The organism is Metapseudomonas boanensis (genome assembly GCF_042232855.1).
GTDB lineage: Bacteria > Pseudomonadota > Gammaproteobacteria > Pseudomonadales > Pseudomonadaceae > Metapseudomonas > Metapseudomonas boanensis.
The window spans coordinates 5,270,451-5,290,614 of record NZ_CP113889.1; the positions used below are offsets into that span (position 1 = coordinate 5,270,451).

Here is a 20,164-nt window from a genome sequence, read left to right on the forward strand (position 1 = left end):
GGCAGGTGCTTCACGAATGCTGCCCCGACGTCGCTCAATAAAGCCGCCGCGCCGCCGCGTTCAGTGCAGTGCACTACACCACTGCGCGCAGCAGATGCAGGGCCATCAGGTGCCCCGGGTAGAACAAATAGCCCCAGCGCTTCACGGGCCAGACGCTGAAGTTGGCCTGTTGGCGCAGCAGCCAGAGACCAAGGATAGGTGCCGCAAAAGGCGTGGTCAGGAGCAGCAGCGGGTAAAGCTGCAACTCCGCTACTCCGGTCAGCAGATGGCTCCGTGAGTTGATCAGCACGCACAACACAGCGGGCAACAGCCATAGCCAGCCAGGCTGTTTGATCGCCAGCAACAATGCAGCAGGAATCAGCGCACCGATGAAGCCATACATCAGCGGGGCACTCAGCATATAGGCCAGGACGGCGGCAGCCGAGGCCATCACGGCGCCGGGCAACGTCCGGTGATGGACGCCCCAGGCGATCACCAGCCCGAGTGCCAGAGTGGGTAACACGTTGAGTGAGGCCGAATGGTCGGAGTAGATCCGGTAAGGCACCTCGGACAGTGCCGCAAACACCAACAGCCACCCCAGATAGCGCGCATTTTGCGAGGTGAAGAGATCGCCAACGTTCGAGCGAGCGACATTCGCAGCGATGGCCAGGCAGAAGAACGGATAGGCAATCCGCCCCGGCACGAACAGGCCGCTCAACTCGGGCCAGACGTAGCGCAGGTGATCCAACGCCATGGTCAACATGGCGAGCCACTTCACCAGATCGAGGGTGCCGTTTCGGCATTGGACCTCAAGATGTCGATCTACCAGGGCGGTCATCCTGCCCAGCCCAGGGTCAGTGCGGTAAGCGCCACGTAGCGCGCCCCCTTGGCGAGGGTAACGATCATGAGGAAACTCCAGAGCGGCTCTCGCATGAAGCCCGCAACCACGGTGAGTGGGTCACCGATGATAGGCACCCAGCTCGCCAATAGCGACCAACGTCCGTACCGGTGGTAAGTCTGCTGGGCTCTGTCCAGGTTGCTTTCGCTGACGGGAAACCAGCGTTTGTGGCGAAAGTGCTCGACATAACGGCCCAGCCACCAATTCACCGTCGAACCCAGCACGTTGCCCGTGATTGCGACAGCCAGCAACACCTGGGCAGGATACTGGTCCGTAAGCAGCAGGCCGACCAGTACGGCCTCCGATTGCAGGGGCAACAGCGTGGCGGCACCGAATGCCGCCAGGAAGAGCCCGAAATAACCCGTTGGTTCCCACATTTGAAAGCAGTCCTGTGCGCTCAGCCCTATCCAGTCACGCGCGACTGTTTTCGATCATGGTGACGATGCAGCGCAACGGCCTTGTGTCCGACTACGCCATGACGAGGGTGTTGATGGTCGTGTTCCAGACTGTTAGCAGGCCGTGCTCTCTGTGCAAGACGGCTGACGGCCGCACACTATCCTTCTCGGAGGACAGGATCAATTTCGTCGTTCCTCTCGTTGGCCTCCTGGGGCACCGAATGCCCTGCTGTTGACAGACGCCCGAGCCTTGTACAAAGCAGCCTATGACCTCGCCCGGACAGGAGGCCATCCGCAGAAACTGCCGCTATGAACATGCCGTAAGGCGAAGTGCCACCAGGGCAGGAGGAACGATATGCGCCGGTCATACGAGGGAAGGGGCAATCCGCGTAATGGCTTCTGCCAAAGCCACCCAAACTCAACGGAGGCTCTTTCCATCCAGTAATTGCTGGAGTTCGTCGGCGATTGGCATCGGCGCGAAAGCGCTGACCCGCGCGCGCCCCGTATTTCCGGCCGGCACCCAGATTCTGGAAAACAACAGGGCGGCAACGATACGGGGTAACTGGCCTGCCACCTCCCGGTAATCACGGGCCTGCCAGCCCAACTGCAACATCATCCAATGGGACTTTGCGTGCAGGTAGGGCCGAGTCTGCGTGAGGATGTGGGCCCGCTCCAGCCAGCGAAAGGCATCGTCGCTCTGCTGTTTGCGCATCGAATGCCCGGCTTGCTCGAATGCTTCGTTGATCGCGGAGTGCAGTGCATCTTTCATAGTTACCTCTCGGTTCAAAGGCTGCAGAGAGCGCTCAAGGCGAGCCCCTCACAGTAAAAGTAAAAACCCTGTAGTTACTAAAGGGTCAAGAGCCCTGCCGCGAGGGGCCGCTTGCATCACGGCATAGCGATGCATACCTACCTTAAGGTTTCTTCAGAGTCCCTTAAGACTTCCTCCAGATACTGCCCACATTCCCACTGTTGCCTGGAGGGCAGTCATGAACAGTGTCGAGTGGCACGAAGCGTTCCCCTTTTCTTTCGGACATGAGCCACAACAGCACTACCTTTCCCTGATGCAGCCTAGTGACCACGGGCGCACCAACGTCGAATCCTTCATTCAAAACCGTTTTCGGCACGTGCACGGCGCAGATGTGCGCCAGTTCATGCCTGAGCTGCTGGCCATGCGTAATCACCATGGCGCACTGAATGCGGCGGTGGGCATCCGTCTCGCCGACGGCAACCCGCTGTTCCTCGAGCAATACCTGGAGTCTCCCGTGGAGAACCAGTTGTCCGCCTTGGCGTCCAGGCCGGTGGGACGTCATCAGGTAGTGGAAGTAGGCAACCTGGCGTCCATGAGTGCCGGCAATGCCCGGTTGATCATCGTCGCCGTGACCTGGCTGCTGGCCAGGCGCGGACTGGAATGGGTGGTGTTTACCGGTGCCACAACCCTGATCAACAGCTTCCGCCGTCTGGGTCTCGACCCATTGGTGCTCGGCCAGGCAGACCCGCAACGCCTCGGCCAGGAGCGCGAACTCTGGGGCACCTATTACGAGCAGCAGCCTCAGGTCTTTGCTGGCAACATCCTTTACGGCTACGCACAGCTGGAGCAGTGCGGGGTCTTCGACCGCCAGGGTTTCCCGCAAACCATGCTGGAGGCTGACCATGCGGCCTGAGCTTGAGCGCTTCCGTGAAACGCTGCATGAGCATGCACGCATGCGACCCAGCAGCCCAGCGCTGCGCGGCGAAACGGAGCGTTATGACTATGCTGCGCTGCTGGCCGAGGTCGAGCGGCGCGAACGCATGCTGCGCCAGGAGCCTGCAGGCGTATTCGCGCTGGGTCTGGAAAACGGCCCGCAAGTCGTCCTCTGGGACCTGGCCGCGCTGCTGGCCGAGCGGCCTTGCCTGATCCTGCCGCCGTTCTTCAGCCCGGCGCAACGCGCCCATTGCCTGGAGCAAAGCAGGGCCAACCTGCTGGTGGCCGGTCCGGAACTGGCCGACGAGTTGAAAGCCGCCGGCTACCAGCCCGACGGAAGCTTCTGGCGCAAGCCCGTTGAACCTGGCGATGGGCTGCCAGGCGGCACTGCAAAAATCACCTACACCTCTGGCACCACCGGCCAGCCAAAGGGCGTCTGCCTCAGCGCCGAAGCCCTGCTGCGAGTGGCGCGTGAATTGGAGAATGTCAGTCGCCCGGCCCAACCCCAGCAATATCTGGCCGTGCTACCTCTCGCTGTGCTGCTGGAGAATCTCGGGCTTTACGCGGCCCTGATCGCCGGCGCCACACTGACACTTTTGCCGCAGCGGCAAGTAGGCATCCAGGGCGCCAGCGGTGTGGATTGGCAACGTTTCCTGGGCACCCTGGTGCTCAGCGGTGCGCAGAGCATGATCCTGGTACCGCAACTGCTGCTCGGACTGGTCACCGCCCTGGAGCGCGGCTTGTTGCGTACCGACCAGTTCCGCTTCGTCGCCGTGGGCGGTGCGCGGGTATCGCCAGCGCTGCTGGCCCGCGCGGCCAAGCTGGAGCTGCCGGTATTCGAGGGCTACGGCCTCTCCGAGTGCGCCTCGGTGGTGTGCCTGAATCGCACTACTGCTAACCGCCCAGGCAGTGTCGGACAGCCGCTACCCCATGTGCGGGTGAAGCTGGCGAACGACGGCGAAGTGCTGGTCAGCGGCTCGCACCTGCTGGGTTACCTGGGCGAAACCCCGTTCACGGGGGAATGGTGGCCGACCGGCGATATCGGCGAGTTCGATGCCGATGGCTATCTCTACCTCAAGGGCCGCAAGAAGTACCAGTTCATTACCAGCTACGGCCGCAACGTGAACCCGGACTGGGTCGAAGCCGAGCTGACCCAGCGCGGCGTGATCGCCCAGGCATTCGTCCATGGCGAGGGCTTGCCCGGCAACCTGGCGTTGCTGCTGCCGCTGGACCCGACCTGCGATGACGACACCCTGGCTCAGGCCGTATCCCGCGCCAATGCCCAGCTTCCGGACTACGCGCGCGTACACGCCTGGCACCGGCTGAGCGAACCCTTCACTCCGGCCAACGGGCTGCTTACCGCCAATGGCCGACCACGTCGCGAGGCGATCCTCGCGCGTTACCGAGACACCCTTTTCGAACTTGAAACCAGTGAGGTTGCACCATGAATTTCTTCGACGAACTGCAAGCAGCCACCGCCCGCGAACGGGAAGCGCTGTTCAGCGTCCCGGTGATCCGCGAAGCACTGGCCGGTGAGGTCAGTCTGGAGGGCTATCGCGCCTTCCTCGCCCAGGCCTACCACCACGTGCGCCACACCGTCCCGCTGATGATGGCCTGTGGCGCCCGCCTGCCCGCGCGCCTGGAATGGCTGCGTGGCGCGGTGTGCGAATACATAGATGAGGAGTACGGCCATGAGCGCTGGATCCTCAACGATATCGCCGCCTGCGGCGGAGACGCCGAACAAGTCGCCGGCAGCCAGCCCACGCTGCCCATCGAACTGATGGTGGCCTACCTCTACGACTTGATCGCACGCGGCAACCCGGTCGGGCTGTTCGGCATGGTCAACGTCCTTGAAGGCACCAGTATCGCCCTGGCCACCCAGGCTGCCGGCACCATCCAGAAAAGCCTTGGCCTGCCCGAGACCGCCTTCAGCTACCTGTCCTCCCACGGCAGCCTGGATCAGGACCATATGGTCACCTACCGGAAGCTGATGAACCGTCTGGAAGATGAAGACGACAAGGCCGCCGTGATCCACGCCGCCAAGGTGGTCTATCAGCTCTACACCGAGATGTTCCGTGGCCTGCCGCGCGCTGTTCCGGTGACCGTCAACGAGGTGCGCCATGCAACTTGCTGATTGCCGGGTGTTGTTGACCGGTGCCAGCGGCGGCATCGGCCTGGCGCTGGCGGAAGCACTTTGCGCGGGGGGCGCGCGCGTGCTGGCTGTGAGCCGCAACCGCGACGCTCTGGAGGACTTGCTGCGTCGCTACCCGGACGCGATGTCCTGGGTTGGTGCGGACCTGCGGGAAGCGCATGAGCGCAAGCTGGTGGTGGACGCGGCGCGCCATCTGGGCGGAGTCAATTTGCTGATCAACGCCGCCGGGGTGAACCGCTTCGCCCTGCTGGAGCAGATCGAAGAGAGCGAAATCGAAGACATGCTGGCGCTCAACGTCTGCGCCACCTTGCAACTGACCCGCGCAATGCTGCCCATGCTGCGCCAGCAACCCCACGCACTGGTGGTGAATGTCGGCTCCATCTACGGCTCCATTGGCTATCCCGGCTATGCCGTGTACTGCGCCAGCAAGTTCGCCTTGCGCGGCTTCTCCGAAGCTTTGCGCCGCGAGTTGGCGGACACGACGGTGAACGTGCTCTACATCGCCCCACGGGCTACGCGCACCAGCATGAACAGCAGTGCGGCCATGGCCCTGAATGCCGAACTCAAGGTCGGCATGGACGAGCCGGCGTATGTCGCCCAGGCGGTCATCGCCGCCATCGAGAAAGACCTTTCCGAACTCTACCTGGGCTGGCCGGAAAAACTCTTCGTGCGGATCAACAGCATGCTGCCCGGGCTGATTGATCGAGCCCTGCACAAACAGTTGCCGATCATCCGTCGCTTCACCTCCCCTACTCATGCCAAGGAACACTCATGATGAAAAAACTGCTCTGCTCCCTGGGCCTCCTGCTGGCCCTCAGCGGCCCGACCTGGGCCCTCGACGGTGCAAACGGACAACGCCTGACGGAAATCCAGCAGCGTTGGGCCGAAATCCAGTACCAGACGCCCAAAAAGCAGCAAGCCGCCGAGTTCGAGAAGCTGGCTGCGCAATCCAACGCCTTCACCCGTAGCGCACCGAATGCCGCCGAAGCCTGGATCTGGCATGGCATTGTCACCAGCAGCTGGGCCGGTGCCGATGGCGGCCTGGGTGCCCTGGGCAAGGTCAAGGACGCCCGCGCCGCGCTGGAGAAAGCCATCCAGCTCGACCCGAACGCGCTGCAAGGCTCGGCCTACACCAGCCTCGGTGCCCTGTATGACCGCGTGCCGGGCTGGCCCGTAAGCTTCGGCGATGAAGATGAAGCGGAAAAACTGCTGCGCAAGGCCCTGCAGCTCAACCCCAACGGTATCGACAGCTTGTACTTCTGGGGCGACCACCTTTACCGTCAGGGCAATGACAAGGAAGCACGCGAAGCGCTGCTCAAGGCCAAACAGGCAGCCCCCCGCCCCGGCCGCGAACTGGCCGACCAGGGCCGGCGCCAGGAAATCGATGCTTTACTGCAGGAAATTCAAAAGTAAAAAAGGACTGCAATGCGACTCTTGCTCGTCGAAGACGATAACGCCCTGGGGGCCGGCGTTCGCGCCGGCCTGCGCCAGGAAGGCTACACAATCGATTGGTTGACTGATGGCGTCAGCGCCCTGCACGCTCTGCTCAATGAGAACTTCGACCTGGCGGTGCTCGATCTGGGGCTGCCCCGGCTCGATGGCGTCCAGGTGCTCCGGCAACTGCGTGCCAGCGGCTCGAACCTGCCGGTGCTGATTCTCACCGCCCGTGACGCCACCGATGACCGCATCATCGGCCTCGATGCCGGGGCCGATGATTACCTGGTCAAGCCGTTCGACCTCAACGAACTGAAAGCGCGCCTGCGCGCCCTGCTGCGGCGCAGTGCCGGGCGCCCACAGCTGCTCATCGAACATGCTGGCGTGACGCTCGACCCCTCCTCGCAACAAGTCACCTACGACGGTCAGCCGATACAGCTGACGCCCAAGGAATATGTGCTGTTGCACGAACTGCTCTCACAGCCAGGCAAGGTGCTGACCCGCGAGCGGCTGGTGCAGAGCCTCTACGGTTGGGACGAGGAAGCGGAGAGCAACACCCTGGAGGTGCATATCCACCACCTGCGCAAAAAACTCTTCAGTGAGCTGATCCGCACGGTACGGGGCATCGGATACGTGGTGGAAGCGCGCCCATGATGTCATTGCAACGCCGCATCCTGTGGCTGGTAATGTGCCTGCTGTTGCTCGGCAGCCTGCTGATCGCCCTGTTCAACTACCTCGACAGCAGCCACGAGGTGGCGGAAATCTACGATGCACAACTGGCGCAGAACGCTCGGATGCTGCAGGGCATGATGCACCTGCCCATGGCCAGTGCCGAACGTGAGCAGCTCTACGCCGCATTCAATGACACCTTGAGCAAGGTCGGCCCACATGAAGTTGGCCACCCCTATGAGAGCAAGCTGGCCTTCCACATCTGGAGCCTGGATGGCCAGAGCCTGGTGCGCTCAGCCAGCGCACCGGCCTTCAACACACGGCCACAACGGCCTGGCTTCCACGATTACACGCAGGGCAGCGAGCGCTGGCGCGGATTCGTCTTGCCGGACCCGGCCAAGGGCTTGCTGATCTGGGTTGGCGAGCGAGACGACGTTCGTCAGGAACTGGTGGAACGCATCGTCCGCCACACCCTGACGCCCAACCTGATCGGCGTGGTGATACTTGCCGCCCTGGTTTGGAAGGCCATCGGCTGGGGCCTACGCCCACTGCAGAACATGGCGGAAGTCATCCGCAACCGCAGCGCGGACTCCCTCGCCCCGCTGCAGATCGTGCCCCTGCCGAAGGAGCTTGAGCCCATGCAGGCTGCGCTCAACCGGCTGCTCGGGCAGATCGACCAGGTGCTGCAGCGAGAACGCCGCTTCATTGGTGATGCTGCCCATGAGATGCGCACGCCACTGGCCGTGCTGCGCCTGCATGCGCAGAATGCCCTGGAGGCCACCAGCGAAGAACAACGCAACGAGGCCCTGAAATTCCTGACCGTGGGTGTCGACCGCCTGGCACGGGTGTTCAACCAGCTGCTGACCATGGCACGGGTCGAGCCGGAACTGGCCTGGCAGAAATGGCAACCCATCGAACTGGGCTCGGTGGTACGCGAGCACCTGGCCGAGCTGACGCCGCTGATCTTCGACAGGGGCTTGGAGCTTTCCCTGGAAGTCCCCGAGCGAAACTTCAGGACGACCAGCGATGCCGCGGCCATCGGCATCGCCCTGCAGAACCTGATCACTAATGCCGCAAACTTCTCCCCACCCGGTGGGGAAGTAAAAGTCAGCCTGGCGGACGACGAGGCAGACCAGTTCGTGATCCGTGTCGAGGACCTGGGACCAGGTATCGACGAGAAGAAGATCGAGCGCCTGTTCGAGCGTTTCTACAGCCAGGACAACCCGCAAGGTGCTGGACTTGGGCTGGCCATCGTCGAGATGATCGCCACTCGCCTAGGCGGCAGCATCAAGCTGCGCAACCGCGCCGAAGGCGGACTCTGCGCTGAGTTGCGACTGCCGAAGCGGTCGCCCGGGTAGTAACGCGCCAGGAGTGCAGGAAGCGGCTTGCCGAAAGCCGGCGTCCCGGGGTCAGCCTGGCCAAGGGCAAAGCGCGTCATGTGGCCCCGCAGGAATCAAGCAGGAGTGCTTGCTGCAGGTACTCCATAACGCCATCAGCGGTGGCTCCACCGCCCATCTGAATGTTCTCCTCCCGGACGACGTGGCGCTGGTCGCGGCGTGATGCTGCTATGCGGCGAGCAGGCGGCCGCACCAGCAACATCTATATCGTCCGCAATCCCTTGAAGTTTTCGGGGTTTGCGCCGATCTGCTGAACGCCCGTTTGAATCGTTTCGTCACAATCACCCAGCCCAGCATGACATTTTCTTCACACGCCATCTGGCACTGTCCCCCACCGGCCCCGGTACCGACACATACCTGTAATATGTCCTGCCGTGAACCCGTCCGCCGTTCAGAGGCTTTCTCCCTCCGACAATGCTGGCATTTCGCCCGCCGGATTTTTTTTCAGTTGCTTTATGGATGTTTGATCGCATGACTGCCAAGGAATCAATCACCTCTCGCCCGACGTTGGCCCGTCAGGGGATCCCGACCGTCAAGGGACACCTGACGTTTACCCTGCTCAGCGCTGCTGCGCTGATGGTGATGTACAGCCTGCTGCGCCTGGCCCTGCTGGTTTACAACCGCGAGCTGATCGGTGATAGCCCGGCCTCGGTATTCGTCGAGGCATTCCTCAACGGGGTGCGCTTCGACCTGCGCGTGGTGGTGTTCGCCTGCATTCCGCTGATGTTGTCGCTGCTGAGCACGCGTGCGATGGCCGCCCGAAACCTGCACAAGCTCTGGCTTACAGCCTTTGCCAGCCTCACCCTGCTACTAGGCATCAGCGAACTGGACTTCTATCGGGAGTTCCACCAACGCTTGAACAGCCTGGTATTCCAGTACATGCAGGAAGACCTGGGCACCGTCGGCAGCATGGTCTGGAACGGCTTCCCGGTAGGTCGCTACCTGCTGGCCTGGGTCGTTGCCACCTGGCTGCTGTACCAGATGTTCCGCGGCCTCGACCTGCTTAGCCGCCCGCAGTCCAAGGCTGTATCGCACCACACTGCACACCATTCCCCCGCGCACTGGGCCGCACGTTCGGTCGTCTTCACCCTGTGTCTGGTGGTAGCCGTGGTCGCCGCCCGTGGTCACGTGCGCCAGGGCCCTCCGCTGCGCTGGGGCGATGCCTTCACCACCGAATCGATGTTCGCCAACCAGTTGGGTCTCAACGGCACCCTGACGCTGGTGGACGCCGCCAAGAACAGCTTCTCGTCCCACCGCGACAATGCCTGGAAGGCCACGATGCCCGATGAGGATGCACTGGTCGCCGTTCGGGAAATGCTGTTGACCCCCAACGATACGCTGGTGGACGCCGACACCGCGGCAATCCGCCGTGACTTCACCCCTCCGGTCGAAGCCACCCTGCCGATCCGCAACGTCGTGGTGATCCTCATGGAGAGCTTCGCCGGCCGCTACGTCGGCGCCCTCGGCAACACTGACGGCATCACCCCCAACTTCGACAAGCTGGCCAAAGAAGGCCTGCTGTTCGACCGATTCTTCTCCAATGGCACGCACACCCACCAGGGCATGTTCGCCTCCATGGCGTGCTTCCCCAACTTGCCGAGCTTCGAGTACCTGATGCGCACCCCCGAGGGTGCACACAAGTTCTCCGGCCTGCCGCAGCTGTTGAGCGCGCGCGATTTCAACGACGTTTATGTCTACAACGGCAACTTCCAGTGGGATAACCAGTCCGGCTTCTTCGCCAATCAGGGCATGACCCGTTTCGTCGGCCGTGAAGACTTCGTCAACCCGGTATTCATGGACCCCACGTGGGGCGTATCTGACCAGGACATGTTCGACCGCGCAGCTGTGGAGTTGGACAAGTTGCCCAGCGACAAGCCCTTCTACGCCTTGCTGCAAACCCTCTCCAACCACACGCCCTACGCCCTGCCCAAGGAGCTCCCAGTGGAGCCGGTCACCGGGCACGGCTCCCTGGATGAGCACCTGACCGCCATGCGCTATGCCGACTGGTCGCTCGGCCAGTTCTTCGAGAAGGCGCGTCAATCGCCTTACTTCAAGGACACCCTGTTCGTCCTGGTCGGCGACCACGGCTTCAGCAGCCCTCAACAGCTCACCGAGATGGACCTGTTCCGTTTCAACGTGCCACTGCTGCTGATTGGTCCGGGTGTGCAGGAGAAATTTGGCAGTCGCAACCATAGCGTCGGCACCCAGATCGACGTGGTGCCCACCATCATGGGCCGCCTGGGCGGCGACGTACGACATCAGTGCTGGGGGCGTGACCTGCTGAATCTGCCGGAAGGCGATCCGGGCATTGGCGTGATCAAACCGTCCGGTAGCGACCAGACCGTTGCGATCGTCAGCAGTGACCGCATCCTGGTGCAACCGAGGGACTTGCCGCCGCGCCTTTACCAGTACCAGCTGGGCGCCGATGCCAAGGCCGAGCGCGTACCTGGCGACAGCGACCCGCGCCTGCAGAAGTACTTGGAAGCGTTCCTGCAGACCGCGACCAAGAGCCTGTTGGATAACACCGCAGGCGTCGTGAACGGTGTGCCAGACAAGCAGTAAGGCCTGCGCGGCCACTTGCGAGTGAATTGACCCTCAAGGTCGAGGCTGCTCCACATGAAAAAGCCCCCGCTGCCTGACGGCACCGGGGGCTTTTCAATGGCCATACGCGCCGTTGCCAAGAGCCCCTACTCGGGTCGCACAACGCAAGGGGGGATGGTGACGCGTAACCCATACGGGCCTGGCCGCCCCCCGCAGCCGCTCGTCCACGGGAGAATTGCCGCTGAGGCCCCAGGGAAGGGGGTGGTCAGAACACCTGCAACAAGCGGATATTCACCCGGTCATCCTCCCGAAATCCGTTCTCCACCTCAAAGTCCCGCCCGTAGGTGGCCGCCACCTGCGTCTGAGGCAGGAAGAACCAGGAGAAACCCAGCGACCACTTGCCGTTCTCTTGCCGGTCATCCAGCCATTGTCGATCGACCTGGTTCTCGCCGCCGTCGAGCCACGAGAGGCCCGCGCGCAAGTCCAGCGTCGGGCTGAGCTGATAGCGCAGAAACCCCTGGTACTGGTAGCTGGGCTTCTGCCGATGGGTCCAGCGCCCGCTGCCGTAGTGGCGGTTGCGGCCGTAGAACATCGCATCAGCCGAAAGATCCAGCGATAGCTTCTCGGTCAGCCCGGTTACATAGCCGGCCTGAAGATTGAACTTCCAGCGATTCTCACCAAGATTCAACGGGTCATCGGAGTCATACTTTCCCAACGGCAGGAACAGGTACGGCGTGATACCGAAGTGGCGACGATTGTCGGGGTCGTTGACTAGCCAAAGCGGCATGGCGAGGATGGGGTCGGCCAGGCCCTCGGTATCTTCCAGGCCATTGCGCCCGTCGAGCCGGCCAAAGGGCACCAGCACCTGCGGCGCCACCCGGTAACCGGCAAGGTCGGTGTAATGGACCAGACGCAGGATGCCGATCTCCGAGTCCAACCCGGGCGAATCGGGAATGCGCTCTCCCTGCTGGTAGAGGTGGTCGCGTTCGGCGCCTTGAAGATAGAGCAGGCCCAGCGTGGTGCCGGCAGGTGCCGGGACGTAATCGCCGGCATCCAGATCCAGCGCACGGGCTGGCTGGAGGGCCGACAGGCAACACACCAACAACCCCAGGCTCCAGGCTGCAATCCAGGTTCTGTTTTCGATTGTCGACGGGCCAGCCAGGCTGGTCCCTTGGTAGACAGGCAGCATCGTGCATCCTCGTTTCTTGTTGTTCTACCCCGCCAGGGGGCCGGACAACCCTGGCGCAGGATGCGTGCCACGCCTTACCAAACACATCTATCCGATTGAATTTCATCATTTTTCCAAGATCAATCGGTGACAAAAACCTGCCCATGAACATCATTGGAAGTTACAGGTGTAAGGCCAGCTGTAAGGCCGCTTTACAACCATCGGGCAGGTGACGACCACGGTCTAAACTCGTAAGGTGTGGTCGAACGTGCCAGCCCGCTCCGCCACGCGCTGCCGCCGAACAAGAACAAGATCGTCATCACGGATACCGGGGACACCGCGTCGCCCGCTATCCGAGGAGGCTGCATGAGCACCATTTCGACTCCGAGCCTGCATATCGACACCGTGTTGTCCTACGCCGCCGACGCCATCGCCACGCAGCAAGGCCCGGGCCGCGAGCCCATCATTACTCGCTCGTGGAAGCGCTGTATCCAGGACTACGGCCTCGATCCGTCCAAGCCTGCACCACCTCGCTTCGTTCCGCGCCAGGTGCTGCGCGAGCACCAGGACCAGGCCGACGAGTTGATCAACGTCGCCCGCGCTGGTGTCGAGCAGCTGTACCGACACATCGCCGAGTTGGGTTACGTAATCCTGCTCACCGACAACCGCGGCATCACCGTGCAGTTCCTGGGCGACCCGCTGGATGAGGCCAGCCACCGCAAGACTGGGCTCTACCTCGGTGCGGACTGGAGCGAAGACCACGCTGGAACCTGCGCCGTCGGCACCTGCATCAAGGAGCAGCAGCCGCTCACCTGCCACCACCACGATCATTTCAGCGCCCACCACATCGCCCTGACCTGCACCGCAGTGCCGATTTTCAACCCCCAGGGCCAGCTGCTGGCAGTACTCGACATCTCTGCGCTCAACTCGCCTCCCTCGAAGGACTCCCAGCAATTCGCCCTGCAGTTGGTCAAGCAGTATGCGCGGATGATCGAGGATGCCTACTTCCTGCGGCGCTACCGCGAAAGCCACATCCTGTGCTTCGATCGCTCGCGCGAGTTCGTGTTGATCAATCGCCAATACCTGCTCGCGCTGGCCGGTGACGGCACGCTGCTCGCAGCCAATACCGCCGCCCGCAACCTGCTCGCCGAATGTGGCCTGGCGCTGCCCGAACGCGCCTCGGCGCTAGCGCGTCAAGTGCGAATCCAGGACCTGTTCGACTGCGAGCCGGATGATATTTTCAGCATTCCCCACGCCAGCCCCGACCAGGTACGCGCCTTTCGCACCCACCGGCATAATGCACTGTTCTTCGCCGCCCTGATGGAGCCCAGCCGGCAGCCGGTCGCGACTCTGGGCAACCCCGCGCAACAGGCGCTGTGCCCACTGGACGAACTGGCCGATGACGACCCGGCCATGCGCAAGATGCTCGCCCGAGCCAAGCGCCTGTGCAGCGAACCACTCAACGTGCTGCTCAACGGCGAGACCGGCACCGGCAAGGAGCGCCTGGCGCGGGCACTGCACGACAGCAGCAACCGCCGCAAGGCCCCCTTCATCGCCATCAACTGCGCGGCGATGCCCGAATCCCTCATCGAAAGCGAATTGTTCGGCTACCAGCCTGGCACCTTCACTGGTGCACGCAGCAAGGGCATGCGCGGACTGATCCAACAGGCCGATGGCGGCACCCTGTTCCTCGACGAAATCGGCGACATGCCACTGCACCTGCAAACCCGCCTGCTGCGCGTGCTGGCAGAACAGGAGGTGATGCCGCTGGGTGGCGAGAAACCGATCAAAGTCGACATCCGCGTCATTGCCGCCAGCCACCGCGACCTGCGGCAGATGATCGAGGCCGGGCAGTTCCGCGAGGACCTGTTCTACCGGCTCAACGGCGCTACCCTTCGCCTGCCCCCACTGCGCGAACGCGCCGACAAGGGTTATCTGATCGAACGCGTGTTCAGGGAGCTCTGCGAGCAGCGTCAGCGCATTGCGAGGATTCGCGGCGATGCCATGAGCGCCCTGCTGGGGTATGGCTGGCCAGGCAATATCCGCGAACTGCGCAACGCCCTGCAGTACGCCCTGGCGACTGCCGAAACGGAAGAAGTCACAGTCAACGACCTGCCCGACGAGTGCCTGCCCAGCGTCCATCCCCGCCAGGCCGAACGCCCCCTGCCCCGCCAGGAACAGCAGGGCAGCCAGGCCCGCGACCTTGAGGACACCCTGCGCCGTCACCGCTGGAACGTCAGCGCCGCGGCCCGCGAGCTGGGGATGTCGCGGCCGACGCTTTATCGCTGGATGAAGGTCTTCGGCATAGTCGCGCCCAACGCTCAGGATTGATTTTGATGCGCGTCATATTGCGGCCGGTTGGCCGCTGCTAGGCTTCGCGCCCATGACGCAGGAGAACGCATGAACGACTCACCCGATCACCGCTCCGTAGACGTATTTCCCTACCTCCAGCAGCTTTACGAGCGCGGAGGGTCCGACCTGTTCCTCAGCGTCGGCGCTCCGCCGCACATGAAGGTTGAAGGGCACAGCCAGCCAGCGGGCGAAGAGGTGCTCAAGCCAGGCGAAGTCCAGCTGATGGCCTACCAGCTGATGACCCAGAAGCAGATCGCCGAATTCGAGCGCGACCTGGAGATGAACCTCGCCGTCAGCGTGCAGCGCAGCGGGCGCTTCCGGATCAACGTCTACTACCAGCGTGGCGAGGTCGCCATGGTGGTCCGCCTGATCAAGAGCGACATCCCCAGCATCGCCGCACTCGGCCTGCCGCCGATCCTGGAGAAACTGTCGATGCAGGACCGCGGCTTGATCCTGGTGATTGGCGCCGCCGGCTCCGGCAAGTCCACCACCCTGGCGGCGATGCTGGACTACCGCAATCGCCACCGCAGCGGCCATATCGTCTGCATCGAAGATCCGATCGAGTTCCTCCATTCGCACCAGAAGTCCATCATCGATCAACGCGAGATCGGCCTGGACACCCACAGCTTCTCCGATGCCCTGCGCAACGTGCTGCGCGAAGCCCCGGACGTGATCATGCTTGGCGAGATCCGTGACCTGGATACCATGCAGCACGCCCTGCACTACGCCGAAACCGGCCACCTGTGCCTGGCCACCCTGCACGGCACCAGCAGCAGCCACGCCATCGAGCGCATCGCCCGTTTCTTCCCTGAAGAGGCGCGGCGCCAGGTGCTGGCAGACCTGTCGCAGAACCTGCTGGCGATGATCGGCCAGCGCCTGGTGCCAGGCCTGGCGCAGAAGCGGGTGGCGGCGGTGGAGCTGATGCTGGGCACACCGTACATCCGCGACCTGATCCAGCGCGATCAACTCGATGACCTCAAATCCGCCACTGAGCGGGCGCTGGAACAGGGCATGCAGACCTTCGACCAGCACCTCTACACGCTCTTCCAGACGGGGCGAGTCTCCCTGGCCGATGCGCTGAAGTTCGCCGATTCGCGCACCGACCTGGGCCTGAAGATCAAGCTTGAGCGCGGCTTCGGTGCCGCCGATGCGGAAATGAAGGTTCTGCGCGACGGTTGAGCCTTGAGCTAAACAGCCATGCTGGGTCCTTGACTCGGGGCACGTCTTGCCTGCTTCGCGTGTCCGCAACGCCATTGGTCGACCAGATGACCGGCTTTCACCTACGGCAGCAGGCAATGGGCACCCTGCTATCGTTTTTCAGGTAGTTTCATTGTCACGACTGCGGTCGTTGCCGGCCGTAGTCTTACCCGCAGCGGATCGCCGCCATGAAGCCAGCCCACCTCGCACACCTGGGTCGTTCAGCTACCCAAAGTACGCCCATTGCTTACAGACACCGCCACACGACAGGCAAGTACGGAAGCATCATCGCCCTGCTGATGCTGTTCACGGCCGGCAGCGCCTGTGCCGATCTCAAAGCAGAGTCCGACGTTCAACGCGGCCGCTATCTGATACAAGTCTCCGGCTGCAATGACTGCCACACTCCCGGCTACATGGAGACCGACGGCAAGGTCGACGAGAAATTCTGGCTCACCGGCAGCCAGCTCGGTTGGCGAGGCCCCTGGGGGACGACCTATGCCTCCAACCTGCGGCTGGTGGTGCAGAACCTCACGGAGCAGCAATGGCTGAGCCACGCACGCGGCCCATGGCGGCCGCCCATGCCCTGGTTCAACCTACGCAAGATGCGCGATGAGGACCTGATGGCGATCTTCCGTTACATCCGCCACCTCGGCCCCTCAGGCGCGCCGGCGCCCCTCTACTTGCCCCCGGACCAGATGCCGAAGATGCCCTACGCGCAGTTTCCGGGCGCGGTGCCCTGAGCGACGCTTGGACGATCGACATGCTCCAGGGCCTCCGATTTCGCTGCCGTCCGACGGCTCGAAAATAAAAAGGTTAGGCATTCCTCGAAAGCACAGGTATTGTGTCGGGCGCTGTGATGCATGTGTCGCCGGGAAATGGTCTGTACTCAAGCGGTCCCCTCTTCATCGGTTGCTGACCTTCTGCACTCAGTGACAGGCTGGAAAGATCCAGCCGAGCTTTAACTCAGTTTCTAGGAGACATTCCAATGTCCGAGCGCCAAACCGGCACCGTCAAGTGGTTCAACGATGAAAAGGGCTACGGTTTCATTACCACCGATAACGGTCCGGATCTGTTCGTTCACTACCGTTCTATCCAAAGCGCCGGCTTCAAAAGCCTGAAAGAAGGCCAGAAGGTCTCTTTCATCGCTGTGCAGGGCCAAAAAGGCATGCAAGCCGACGAAGTGCAAGTGATCTGATCACGCACAGAATGAAGAAACCGGCCTTCGGGCCGGTTTTTTTTTCCCGGATACCTTCCAGGGCTGCCCCATCACGGCGGGCCCGGAACGAGGATGTGACATGCGAATCAAGAACTCCCACAGCCGCACCCCGAAAGCACCGCCGGCAACGGCCACCAGCGAGTCGCTGGAAGCCCAGGTAGCGGCCTTCCTCAAGCAAGGCGGGGAAATCCAGGAAATCGCCAAAGGCGTCAGCGCCCAGGTGACCCCGAGCCGCCATATCCGCATCGGCAACAAGTAAGACGCTTGCGCGCCCCCGGGCGGAAGGGTGCAATGCCCCTCCGCCGGGCGCCAGGGCCGGGCTGAACCGGCCCACGTCTGCCGATGGGCAGGCGCCGCTTGACCAGCATCAGTCAGGGCTACACTTCCACGCAGGCCACATTGGCCGCAAGGGGACAAGCCAGTTGGGGGCTGGAAACAGCGAGATGGGAGGTGTGCCATGCAGCGGCATTACTACGTCAGCGACAACCTCAACGATCTGGAAAAGGTCGAAAGCGAACTCGAAGCCTGCGGCATCGATCACGAGCAGATCCACGTCCTCAGCGAACGCGACGCCGAAGTCGAAAAGCACCAGCTACACGACGTTTCGTCCGTCATGAAACGCGACCTTGTACATTCCAGCCTGATTGGCGTTGGCATCGGCCTGGCGCTGGCAGTACTGATGCTGCTGGTGGCCTGGTTCAGTGGCTGGACCGAGACCTCCGTCGGCTGGGTCCCATTCGTTTTCCTGGCTGTGGTCCTGTTCGGCTTCAGCACCTGGGAAGGTAGCCTGTTCGGGATCCAGACGCCCAATCCCATCGTCAAACGCTTCGAGCAACTCCTGCGCGATGGCAAGCACATATTCTTCGTGGATGTGAAGCCAACCCAGGAGGAAATCCTCACGCGCGTGGTCAGCCATCACCCAATGCTGAAACGGGCGGGTACCGGGCAGGCTACGCCCGACTGGGCCGAAGGGTTGCAGCACAGGCTGCATCAGCTGCGCCGGATGGTGTAAGCCTGGAGCGGATGACCGTCAGCCGCCTTCCCCCTCTGAATCCGGCCCGGCGCTGGCTCGGGCTTCGGCCGCCAGCCAATCGATCAATCGGCGGACCTTCTCCGCCGGTGTCGTTTTGCGGCTCCACGCCAGGCGGTACTCCCAGGGCGTGCGCAGCCTGCAGCGTTCCGCGAACGGCACCACCAGACGGCCATTGGCGATGTCGTCACTGGCCAGCGCCGTGGTGCCCAGAGCGAATCCCTGGCCGCTTACCGCGCCCTGGATCGCATGGCCGATCAGGCCGAATCGCATCCCCCCCGCCTGAGGCTCTGCTTCACCGACATAGGCGGCAAACCAGTCATCCCATCCCGGTAACCTCAAATTCGCGGCATTTCTCCAGTGCGTGTGGATCAGCCGCGCCTTTAGCAGGTCGCGCGGCGCGTCGAACGGCCCGAATTGTTCAAGGTACGCTGGGCTGCACACCGGAAAGAAGGTTTCGCAGAACAGCCGCTCGCTGGCCGGAGCAGGGGAATCAGCCGTGGTGAAACGAATCGCCAGGGTGGCCTCTCCGCGTTCCAGGTCGGTGAGCTGCTCTGTGGCTTCGAGGCTGAGGGTGATGTCCGGATTATCGGCGGCGTACTGATTGAGCCGGCGCATCAGCCAATGGCTGGCAATGGAGGGTGCACAGGTGATGTGGATCGGCCCGTCGTCTTGGCCCCGCAGCTCATCGGCACCGCGAATCAGCAGGTCGAAGGCCTGGGAAACGGTAGCGGCCAGCTTTCGTCCGTTTTCGTTGAGGCTGACCGTATTGCGCGTGCGGTCGAACAGGCTGACCCCGAGTTCGGCCTCCAACAGACGGATCTGCCGGCTTACCGCGCCAGGGGTGACGGACAACTCTTGGGCAGCTTCGGTGAAGTTACGGCGGCGAGCAGCCACCTCGAAGGTACGCAGGGCAATGAGGGACGGAAGACGCATGGCGGTTCGCTTTGAGTTTTGCTCAAAGCATAATGACAAAACATCGTTTGAATGCAAGGCACGGCAGTCCGATCCTGCGCACATTGGCCGCACCTGCGGTTTCCCTGCCTAGCGAGTTCATTGATGAAAGCTTCCCGCCTGCCCCTGGACTGGTTCGCCTGTGGCTTGATGTTCCTCCTCTGTATCTGCTGGGGATTCCAGCAGGTGGCGATCAAACTGGTGCTGGATGACGTACCGTCGATCCTGCAACTGGCGATCCGCTCCGGCGGCGCGGCCCTGGTGCTCGGGGCGCTGGTGCTGTGGCGTGAAGGCCGCAACGCTTTCAACGACGGCACATTGCTGCCCGGCATCAGTGTCGGGGCGCTGTTCGCGCTGGAATTCCTTTTCATTGGCCAGGGCCTGAACCACACCAGCGCATCGCACCTCTCGGTGTTCCTCTACACAGCGCCAATGTTCGCCGCCTTGGGCCTGCACCTGATGCTGCCGGAGGAGCGCCTGTCACCCTTGCAATGGGCCGGCGTGCTGGTTGCGTTTGGCGGCATCGCGCTGGCGTTCCTGGGACAATCGACGGATGCGCCCGGCAGCATGCTGCTCGGCGACGCCTTCGGGGTTTTGGCGGCGCTGGCCTGGGGCGCTACCACACTGGTGATCCGTGGCTCGTCCCTGTCGGACGCCTCGGCGGTGAAGACGCTCTTCTACCAATTGTTCGGTGCTGCCTTGCTGCTGTTCTCCGTGGCTTTCGCCACCGACCAGACGCAGATGATCTTGACCCAGGACGCCTTGCTCAGCCTGGGCTTCCAAGTGGTGGTGATCGCCTTGGTCAGCTACCTGGCCTGGTTCTGGCTCCTGCGCAAATACCTGGCCTCGCGTCTTTCGGTGTTGTCCTTCATGACGCCGCTGTTCGGCGTGGCCTTCGGTGTGCTGGTGCTGGACGAGAGCATCGAGCCCTCGTTTGCGATCGGTGCGGCCCTGGTGCTCGCCGGCATTCTCCTGGTGAGTGGAACCGAGCTTCTGCGTGAGCGCCTGGCGCGCCGGGCGGTTGTCGCATCCGAAGCCTGATGGGGCGATAGCCGCCATGAGCCGGCTGGATATCCACGGGTGCCGTCCCTCCACCGGAGC

20 protein-coding genes are annotated in these 20,164 nt (G+C 62.8%); 15 read left to right on the forward strand and 5 right to left on the reverse strand.

Going from position 1 to position 20,164, the window contains the following annotated elements; all coding sequences use genetic code 11:
- Nucleotides 1-73: 73 nt before the first annotated feature.
- The 3 genes from OXH74_RS24505 to OXH74_RS24515 form a co-directional block, all read right to left on the reverse strand.
- Nucleotides 74-817: a TraX family protein gene (locus OXH74_RS24505; protein ID WP_375739261.1), complete on the reverse strand. Its 744-nt coding sequence runs from the start codon at nucleotides 815-817 to the stop codon at nucleotides 74-76.
- Entirely contained in the window at nucleotides 814-1,254 is a 441-nt protein-coding gene (locus tag OXH74_RS24510) for a YqaA family protein (RefSeq protein ID WP_375739262.1), read from the reverse strand. The genes OXH74_RS24505 and OXH74_RS24510 overlap by 4 nt, the downstream gene beginning before the upstream one ends.
- 436 nt (nucleotides 1,255-1,690) lie before the next feature.
- Nucleotides 1,691-2,041 (reverse strand): DUF3703 domain-containing protein, encoded by a 351-nt coding sequence (locus tag OXH74_RS24515; RefSeq protein WP_375739263.1) that lies wholly within the window; start codon nucleotides 2,039-2,041, stop codon nucleotides 1,691-1,693.
- Nucleotides 2,042-2,258: 217 nt separating this feature from the next.
- Between OXH74_RS24515 and OXH74_RS24520 the strand changes: the two genes are divergently transcribed.
- The 8 genes from OXH74_RS24520 to OXH74_RS24555 all read left to right on the forward strand — a co-directional run bounded on the left by OXH74_RS24520 (nucleotide 2,259) and on the right by OXH74_RS24555 (nucleotide 11,167).
- Nucleotides 2,259-2,933, forward strand: a complete 675-nt coding sequence (locus OXH74_RS24520) for a thermostable hemolysin (protein WP_375739264.1) — start codon at nucleotides 2,259-2,261, stop codon at nucleotides 2,931-2,933.
- Nucleotides 2,923-4,401, forward strand: coding sequence for an AMP-binding protein (locus tag OXH74_RS24525; RefSeq protein WP_375739265.1), 1,479 nt, complete (start codon nucleotides 2,923-2,925; stop codon nucleotides 4,399-4,401). The genes OXH74_RS24520 and OXH74_RS24525 overlap by 11 nt, the downstream gene beginning before the upstream one ends.
- A complete protein-coding gene (locus tag OXH74_RS24530) occupies nucleotides 4,398-5,087 on the forward strand; it encodes a TenA family transcriptional regulator (protein WP_375739266.1) in 690 nt (229 codons plus the stop codon). The genes OXH74_RS24525 and OXH74_RS24530 overlap by 4 nt, the downstream gene beginning before the upstream one ends.
- Nucleotides 5,074-5,880, forward strand: a complete 807-nt coding sequence (locus tag OXH74_RS24535; RefSeq protein WP_375739267.1) for an SDR family oxidoreductase — start codon at nucleotides 5,074-5,076, stop codon at nucleotides 5,878-5,880. The genes OXH74_RS24530 and OXH74_RS24535 overlap by 14 nt, the downstream gene beginning before the upstream one ends.
- The gene (locus OXH74_RS24540) at nucleotides 5,880-6,518 is read left to right on the forward strand and encodes a tetratricopeptide repeat protein (protein WP_375741676.1); all 639 of its coding nucleotides are present in this window, start codon (nucleotides 5,880-5,882) and stop codon (nucleotides 6,516-6,518) included. Before OXH74_RS24535 ends, OXH74_RS24540 begins: the two co-directional genes overlap by 1 nt.
- A gap of 12 nt (nucleotides 6,519-6,530) precedes the next feature.
- Nucleotides 6,531-7,193, forward strand: a complete 663-nt coding sequence (locus OXH74_RS24545) for a response regulator (protein WP_375739268.1) — start codon at nucleotides 6,531-6,533, stop codon at nucleotides 7,191-7,193.
- Nucleotides 7,190-8,566, forward strand: a complete 1,377-nt coding sequence (locus OXH74_RS24550) for an ATP-binding protein (protein WP_375739269.1) — start codon at nucleotides 7,190-7,192, stop codon at nucleotides 8,564-8,566. Before OXH74_RS24545 ends, OXH74_RS24550 begins: the two co-directional genes overlap by 4 nt.
- A gap of 510 nt (nucleotides 8,567-9,076) precedes the next feature.
- Nucleotides 9,077-11,167 (forward strand): LTA synthase family protein, encoded by a 2,091-nt coding sequence (locus tag OXH74_RS24555; protein ID WP_375739270.1) that lies wholly within the window; start codon nucleotides 9,077-9,079, stop codon nucleotides 11,165-11,167.
- A 244-nt stretch (nucleotides 11,168-11,411) separates the two neighbouring features.
- On the opposite strand, the gene OXH74_RS24560 is transcribed toward OXH74_RS24555, so the two are convergent.
- Entirely contained in the window at nucleotides 11,412-12,335 is a 924-nt protein-coding gene (locus OXH74_RS24560; RefSeq protein WP_375739271.1) for a transporter, read from the reverse strand.
- Nucleotides 12,336-12,680: 345 nt separating this feature from the next.
- Between OXH74_RS24560 and OXH74_RS24565 the strand changes: the two genes are divergently transcribed.
- The 6 genes from OXH74_RS24565 to OXH74_RS24590 all read left to right on the forward strand — a co-directional run bounded on the left by OXH74_RS24565 (nucleotide 12,681) and on the right by OXH74_RS24590 (nucleotide 18,091).
- On the forward strand, nucleotides 12,681-14,645 hold the full coding sequence (locus tag OXH74_RS24565; protein WP_375739272.1) for a sigma-54-dependent Fis family transcriptional regulator: 1,965 nt from the start codon (nucleotides 12,681-12,683) through the stop codon (nucleotides 14,643-14,645).
- Between the two features lie 69 nt (nucleotides 14,646-14,714).
- Nucleotides 14,715-15,845 carry a PilT/PilU family type 4a pilus ATPase gene (locus OXH74_RS24570; RefSeq protein ID WP_375739273.1) on the forward strand — a complete coding sequence of 377 codons (1,131 nt, stop codon included), beginning with the start codon at nucleotides 14,715-14,717 and terminating at the stop codon, nucleotides 15,843-15,845.
- Nucleotides 15,846-16,051: 206 nt separating this feature from the next.
- On the forward strand, nucleotides 16,052-16,603 hold the full coding sequence (locus tag OXH74_RS24575; protein ID WP_375739274.1) for a cytochrome C: 552 nt from the start codon (nucleotides 16,052-16,054) through the stop codon (nucleotides 16,601-16,603).
- Between the two features lie 245 nt (nucleotides 16,604-16,848).
- Nucleotides 16,849-17,058: a cold-shock protein gene (locus OXH74_RS24580; protein WP_044871522.1), complete on the forward strand. Its 210-nt coding sequence runs from the start codon at nucleotides 16,849-16,851 to the stop codon at nucleotides 17,056-17,058.
- A gap of 100 nt (nucleotides 17,059-17,158) precedes the next feature.
- Complete coding sequence (locus OXH74_RS24585; protein WP_215373569.1) at nucleotides 17,159-17,338, forward strand: hypothetical protein; 180 nt, start codon at nucleotides 17,159-17,161, stop codon at nucleotides 17,336-17,338.
- 198 nt (nucleotides 17,339-17,536) lie between these two features.
- A complete protein-coding gene (locus OXH74_RS24590) occupies nucleotides 17,537-18,091 on the forward strand; it encodes a magnesium transporter (RefSeq protein ID WP_375739275.1) in 555 nt (184 codons plus the stop codon).
- 18 nt (nucleotides 18,092-18,109) lie between these two features.
- Here the strand turns inward: OXH74_RS24590 and OXH74_RS24595 are convergent, their stop codons facing one another.
- A complete protein-coding gene (locus OXH74_RS24595; protein WP_375739276.1) occupies nucleotides 18,110-19,045 on the reverse strand; it encodes a LysR substrate-binding domain-containing protein in 936 nt (311 codons plus the stop codon).
- Nucleotides 19,046-19,168: 123 nt separating this feature from the next.
- Here OXH74_RS24595 and OXH74_RS24600 point away from each other — a divergent pair, with 123 nt between their 5' ends.
- Entirely contained in the window at nucleotides 19,169-20,104 is a 936-nt protein-coding gene (locus OXH74_RS24600) for a DMT family transporter (protein WP_375739277.1), read from the forward strand.
- The last annotated feature ends 60 nt before the right edge of the window (nucleotides 20,105-20,164 follow it).

What these genes read in the sequence shown, in the direction of transcription:
- OXH74_RS24585 (WP_215373569.1), top strand. Translation starts at nt 17,159, where the DNA reads ATGCGAATCAAGAACTCCCACAGCCGCACCCCGAAAGCACCGCCGGCA.
- OXH74_RS24590 (WP_375739275.1), top strand. Translation starts at nt 17,537, where the DNA reads ATGCAGCGGCATTACTACGTCAGCGACAACCTCAACGATCTGGAAAAG.
- OXH74_RS24525 (WP_375739265.1), top strand. Translation starts at nt 2,923, where the DNA reads ATGCGGCCTGAGCTTGAGCGCTTCCGTGAAACGCTGCATGAGCATGCA.
- OXH74_RS24505 (WP_375739261.1), bottom strand. Translation starts at nt 817, where the DNA reads ATGACCGCCCTGGTAGATCGACATCTTGAGGTCCAATGCCGAAACGGC.
- OXH74_RS24555 (WP_375739270.1), top strand. Translation starts at nt 9,077, where the DNA reads ATGACTGCCAAGGAATCAATCACCTCTCGCCCGACGTTGGCCCGTCAG.
- OXH74_RS24565 (WP_375739272.1), top strand. Translation starts at nt 12,681, where the DNA reads ATGAGCACCATTTCGACTCCGAGCCTGCATATCGACACCGTGTTGTCC.
- OXH74_RS24535 (WP_375739267.1), top strand. Translation starts at nt 5,074, where the DNA reads ATGCAACTTGCTGATTGCCGGGTGTTGTTGACCGGTGCCAGCGGCGGC.
- OXH74_RS24570 (WP_375739273.1), top strand. Translation starts at nt 14,715, where the DNA reads ATGAACGACTCACCCGATCACCGCTCCGTAGACGTATTTCCCTACCTC.
- OXH74_RS24530 (WP_375739266.1), top strand. Translation starts at nt 4,398, where the DNA reads ATGAATTTCTTCGACGAACTGCAAGCAGCCACCGCCCGCGAACGGGAA.
- OXH74_RS24520 (WP_375739264.1), top strand. Translation starts at nt 2,259, where the DNA reads ATGAACAGTGTCGAGTGGCACGAAGCGTTCCCCTTTTCTTTCGGACAT.
- OXH74_RS24540 (WP_375741676.1), top strand. Translation starts at nt 5,880, where the DNA reads ATGAAAAAACTGCTCTGCTCCCTGGGCCTCCTGCTGGCCCTCAGCGGC.
- OXH74_RS24510 (WP_375739262.1), bottom strand. Translation starts at nt 1,254, where the DNA reads ATGTGGGAACCAACGGGTTATTTCGGGCTCTTCCTGGCGGCATTCGGT.
- OXH74_RS24600 (WP_375739277.1), top strand. Translation starts at nt 19,169, where the DNA reads ATGAAAGCTTCCCGCCTGCCCCTGGACTGGTTCGCCTGTGGCTTGATG.
- OXH74_RS24595 (WP_375739276.1), bottom strand. Translation starts at nt 19,045, where the DNA reads ATGCGTCTTCCGTCCCTCATTGCCCTGCGTACCTTCGAGGTGGCTGCT.
- OXH74_RS24545 (WP_375739268.1), top strand. Translation starts at nt 6,531, where the DNA reads ATGCGACTCTTGCTCGTCGAAGACGATAACGCCCTGGGGGCCGGCGTT.
- OXH74_RS24560 (WP_375739271.1), bottom strand. Translation starts at nt 12,335, where the DNA reads ATGCTGCCTGTCTACCAAGGGACCAGCCTGGCTGGCCCGTCGACAATC.
- OXH74_RS24550 (WP_375739269.1), top strand. Translation starts at nt 7,190, where the DNA reads ATGATGTCATTGCAACGCCGCATCCTGTGGCTGGTAATGTGCCTGCTG.
- OXH74_RS24580 (WP_044871522.1), top strand. Translation starts at nt 16,849, where the DNA reads ATGTCCGAGCGCCAAACCGGCACCGTCAAGTGGTTCAACGATGAAAAG.
- OXH74_RS24575 (WP_375739274.1), top strand. Translation starts at nt 16,052, where the DNA reads ATGAAGCCAGCCCACCTCGCACACCTGGGTCGTTCAGCTACCCAAAGT.
- OXH74_RS24515 (WP_375739263.1), bottom strand. Translation starts at nt 2,041, where the DNA reads ATGAAAGATGCACTGCACTCCGCGATCAACGAAGCATTCGAGCAAGCC.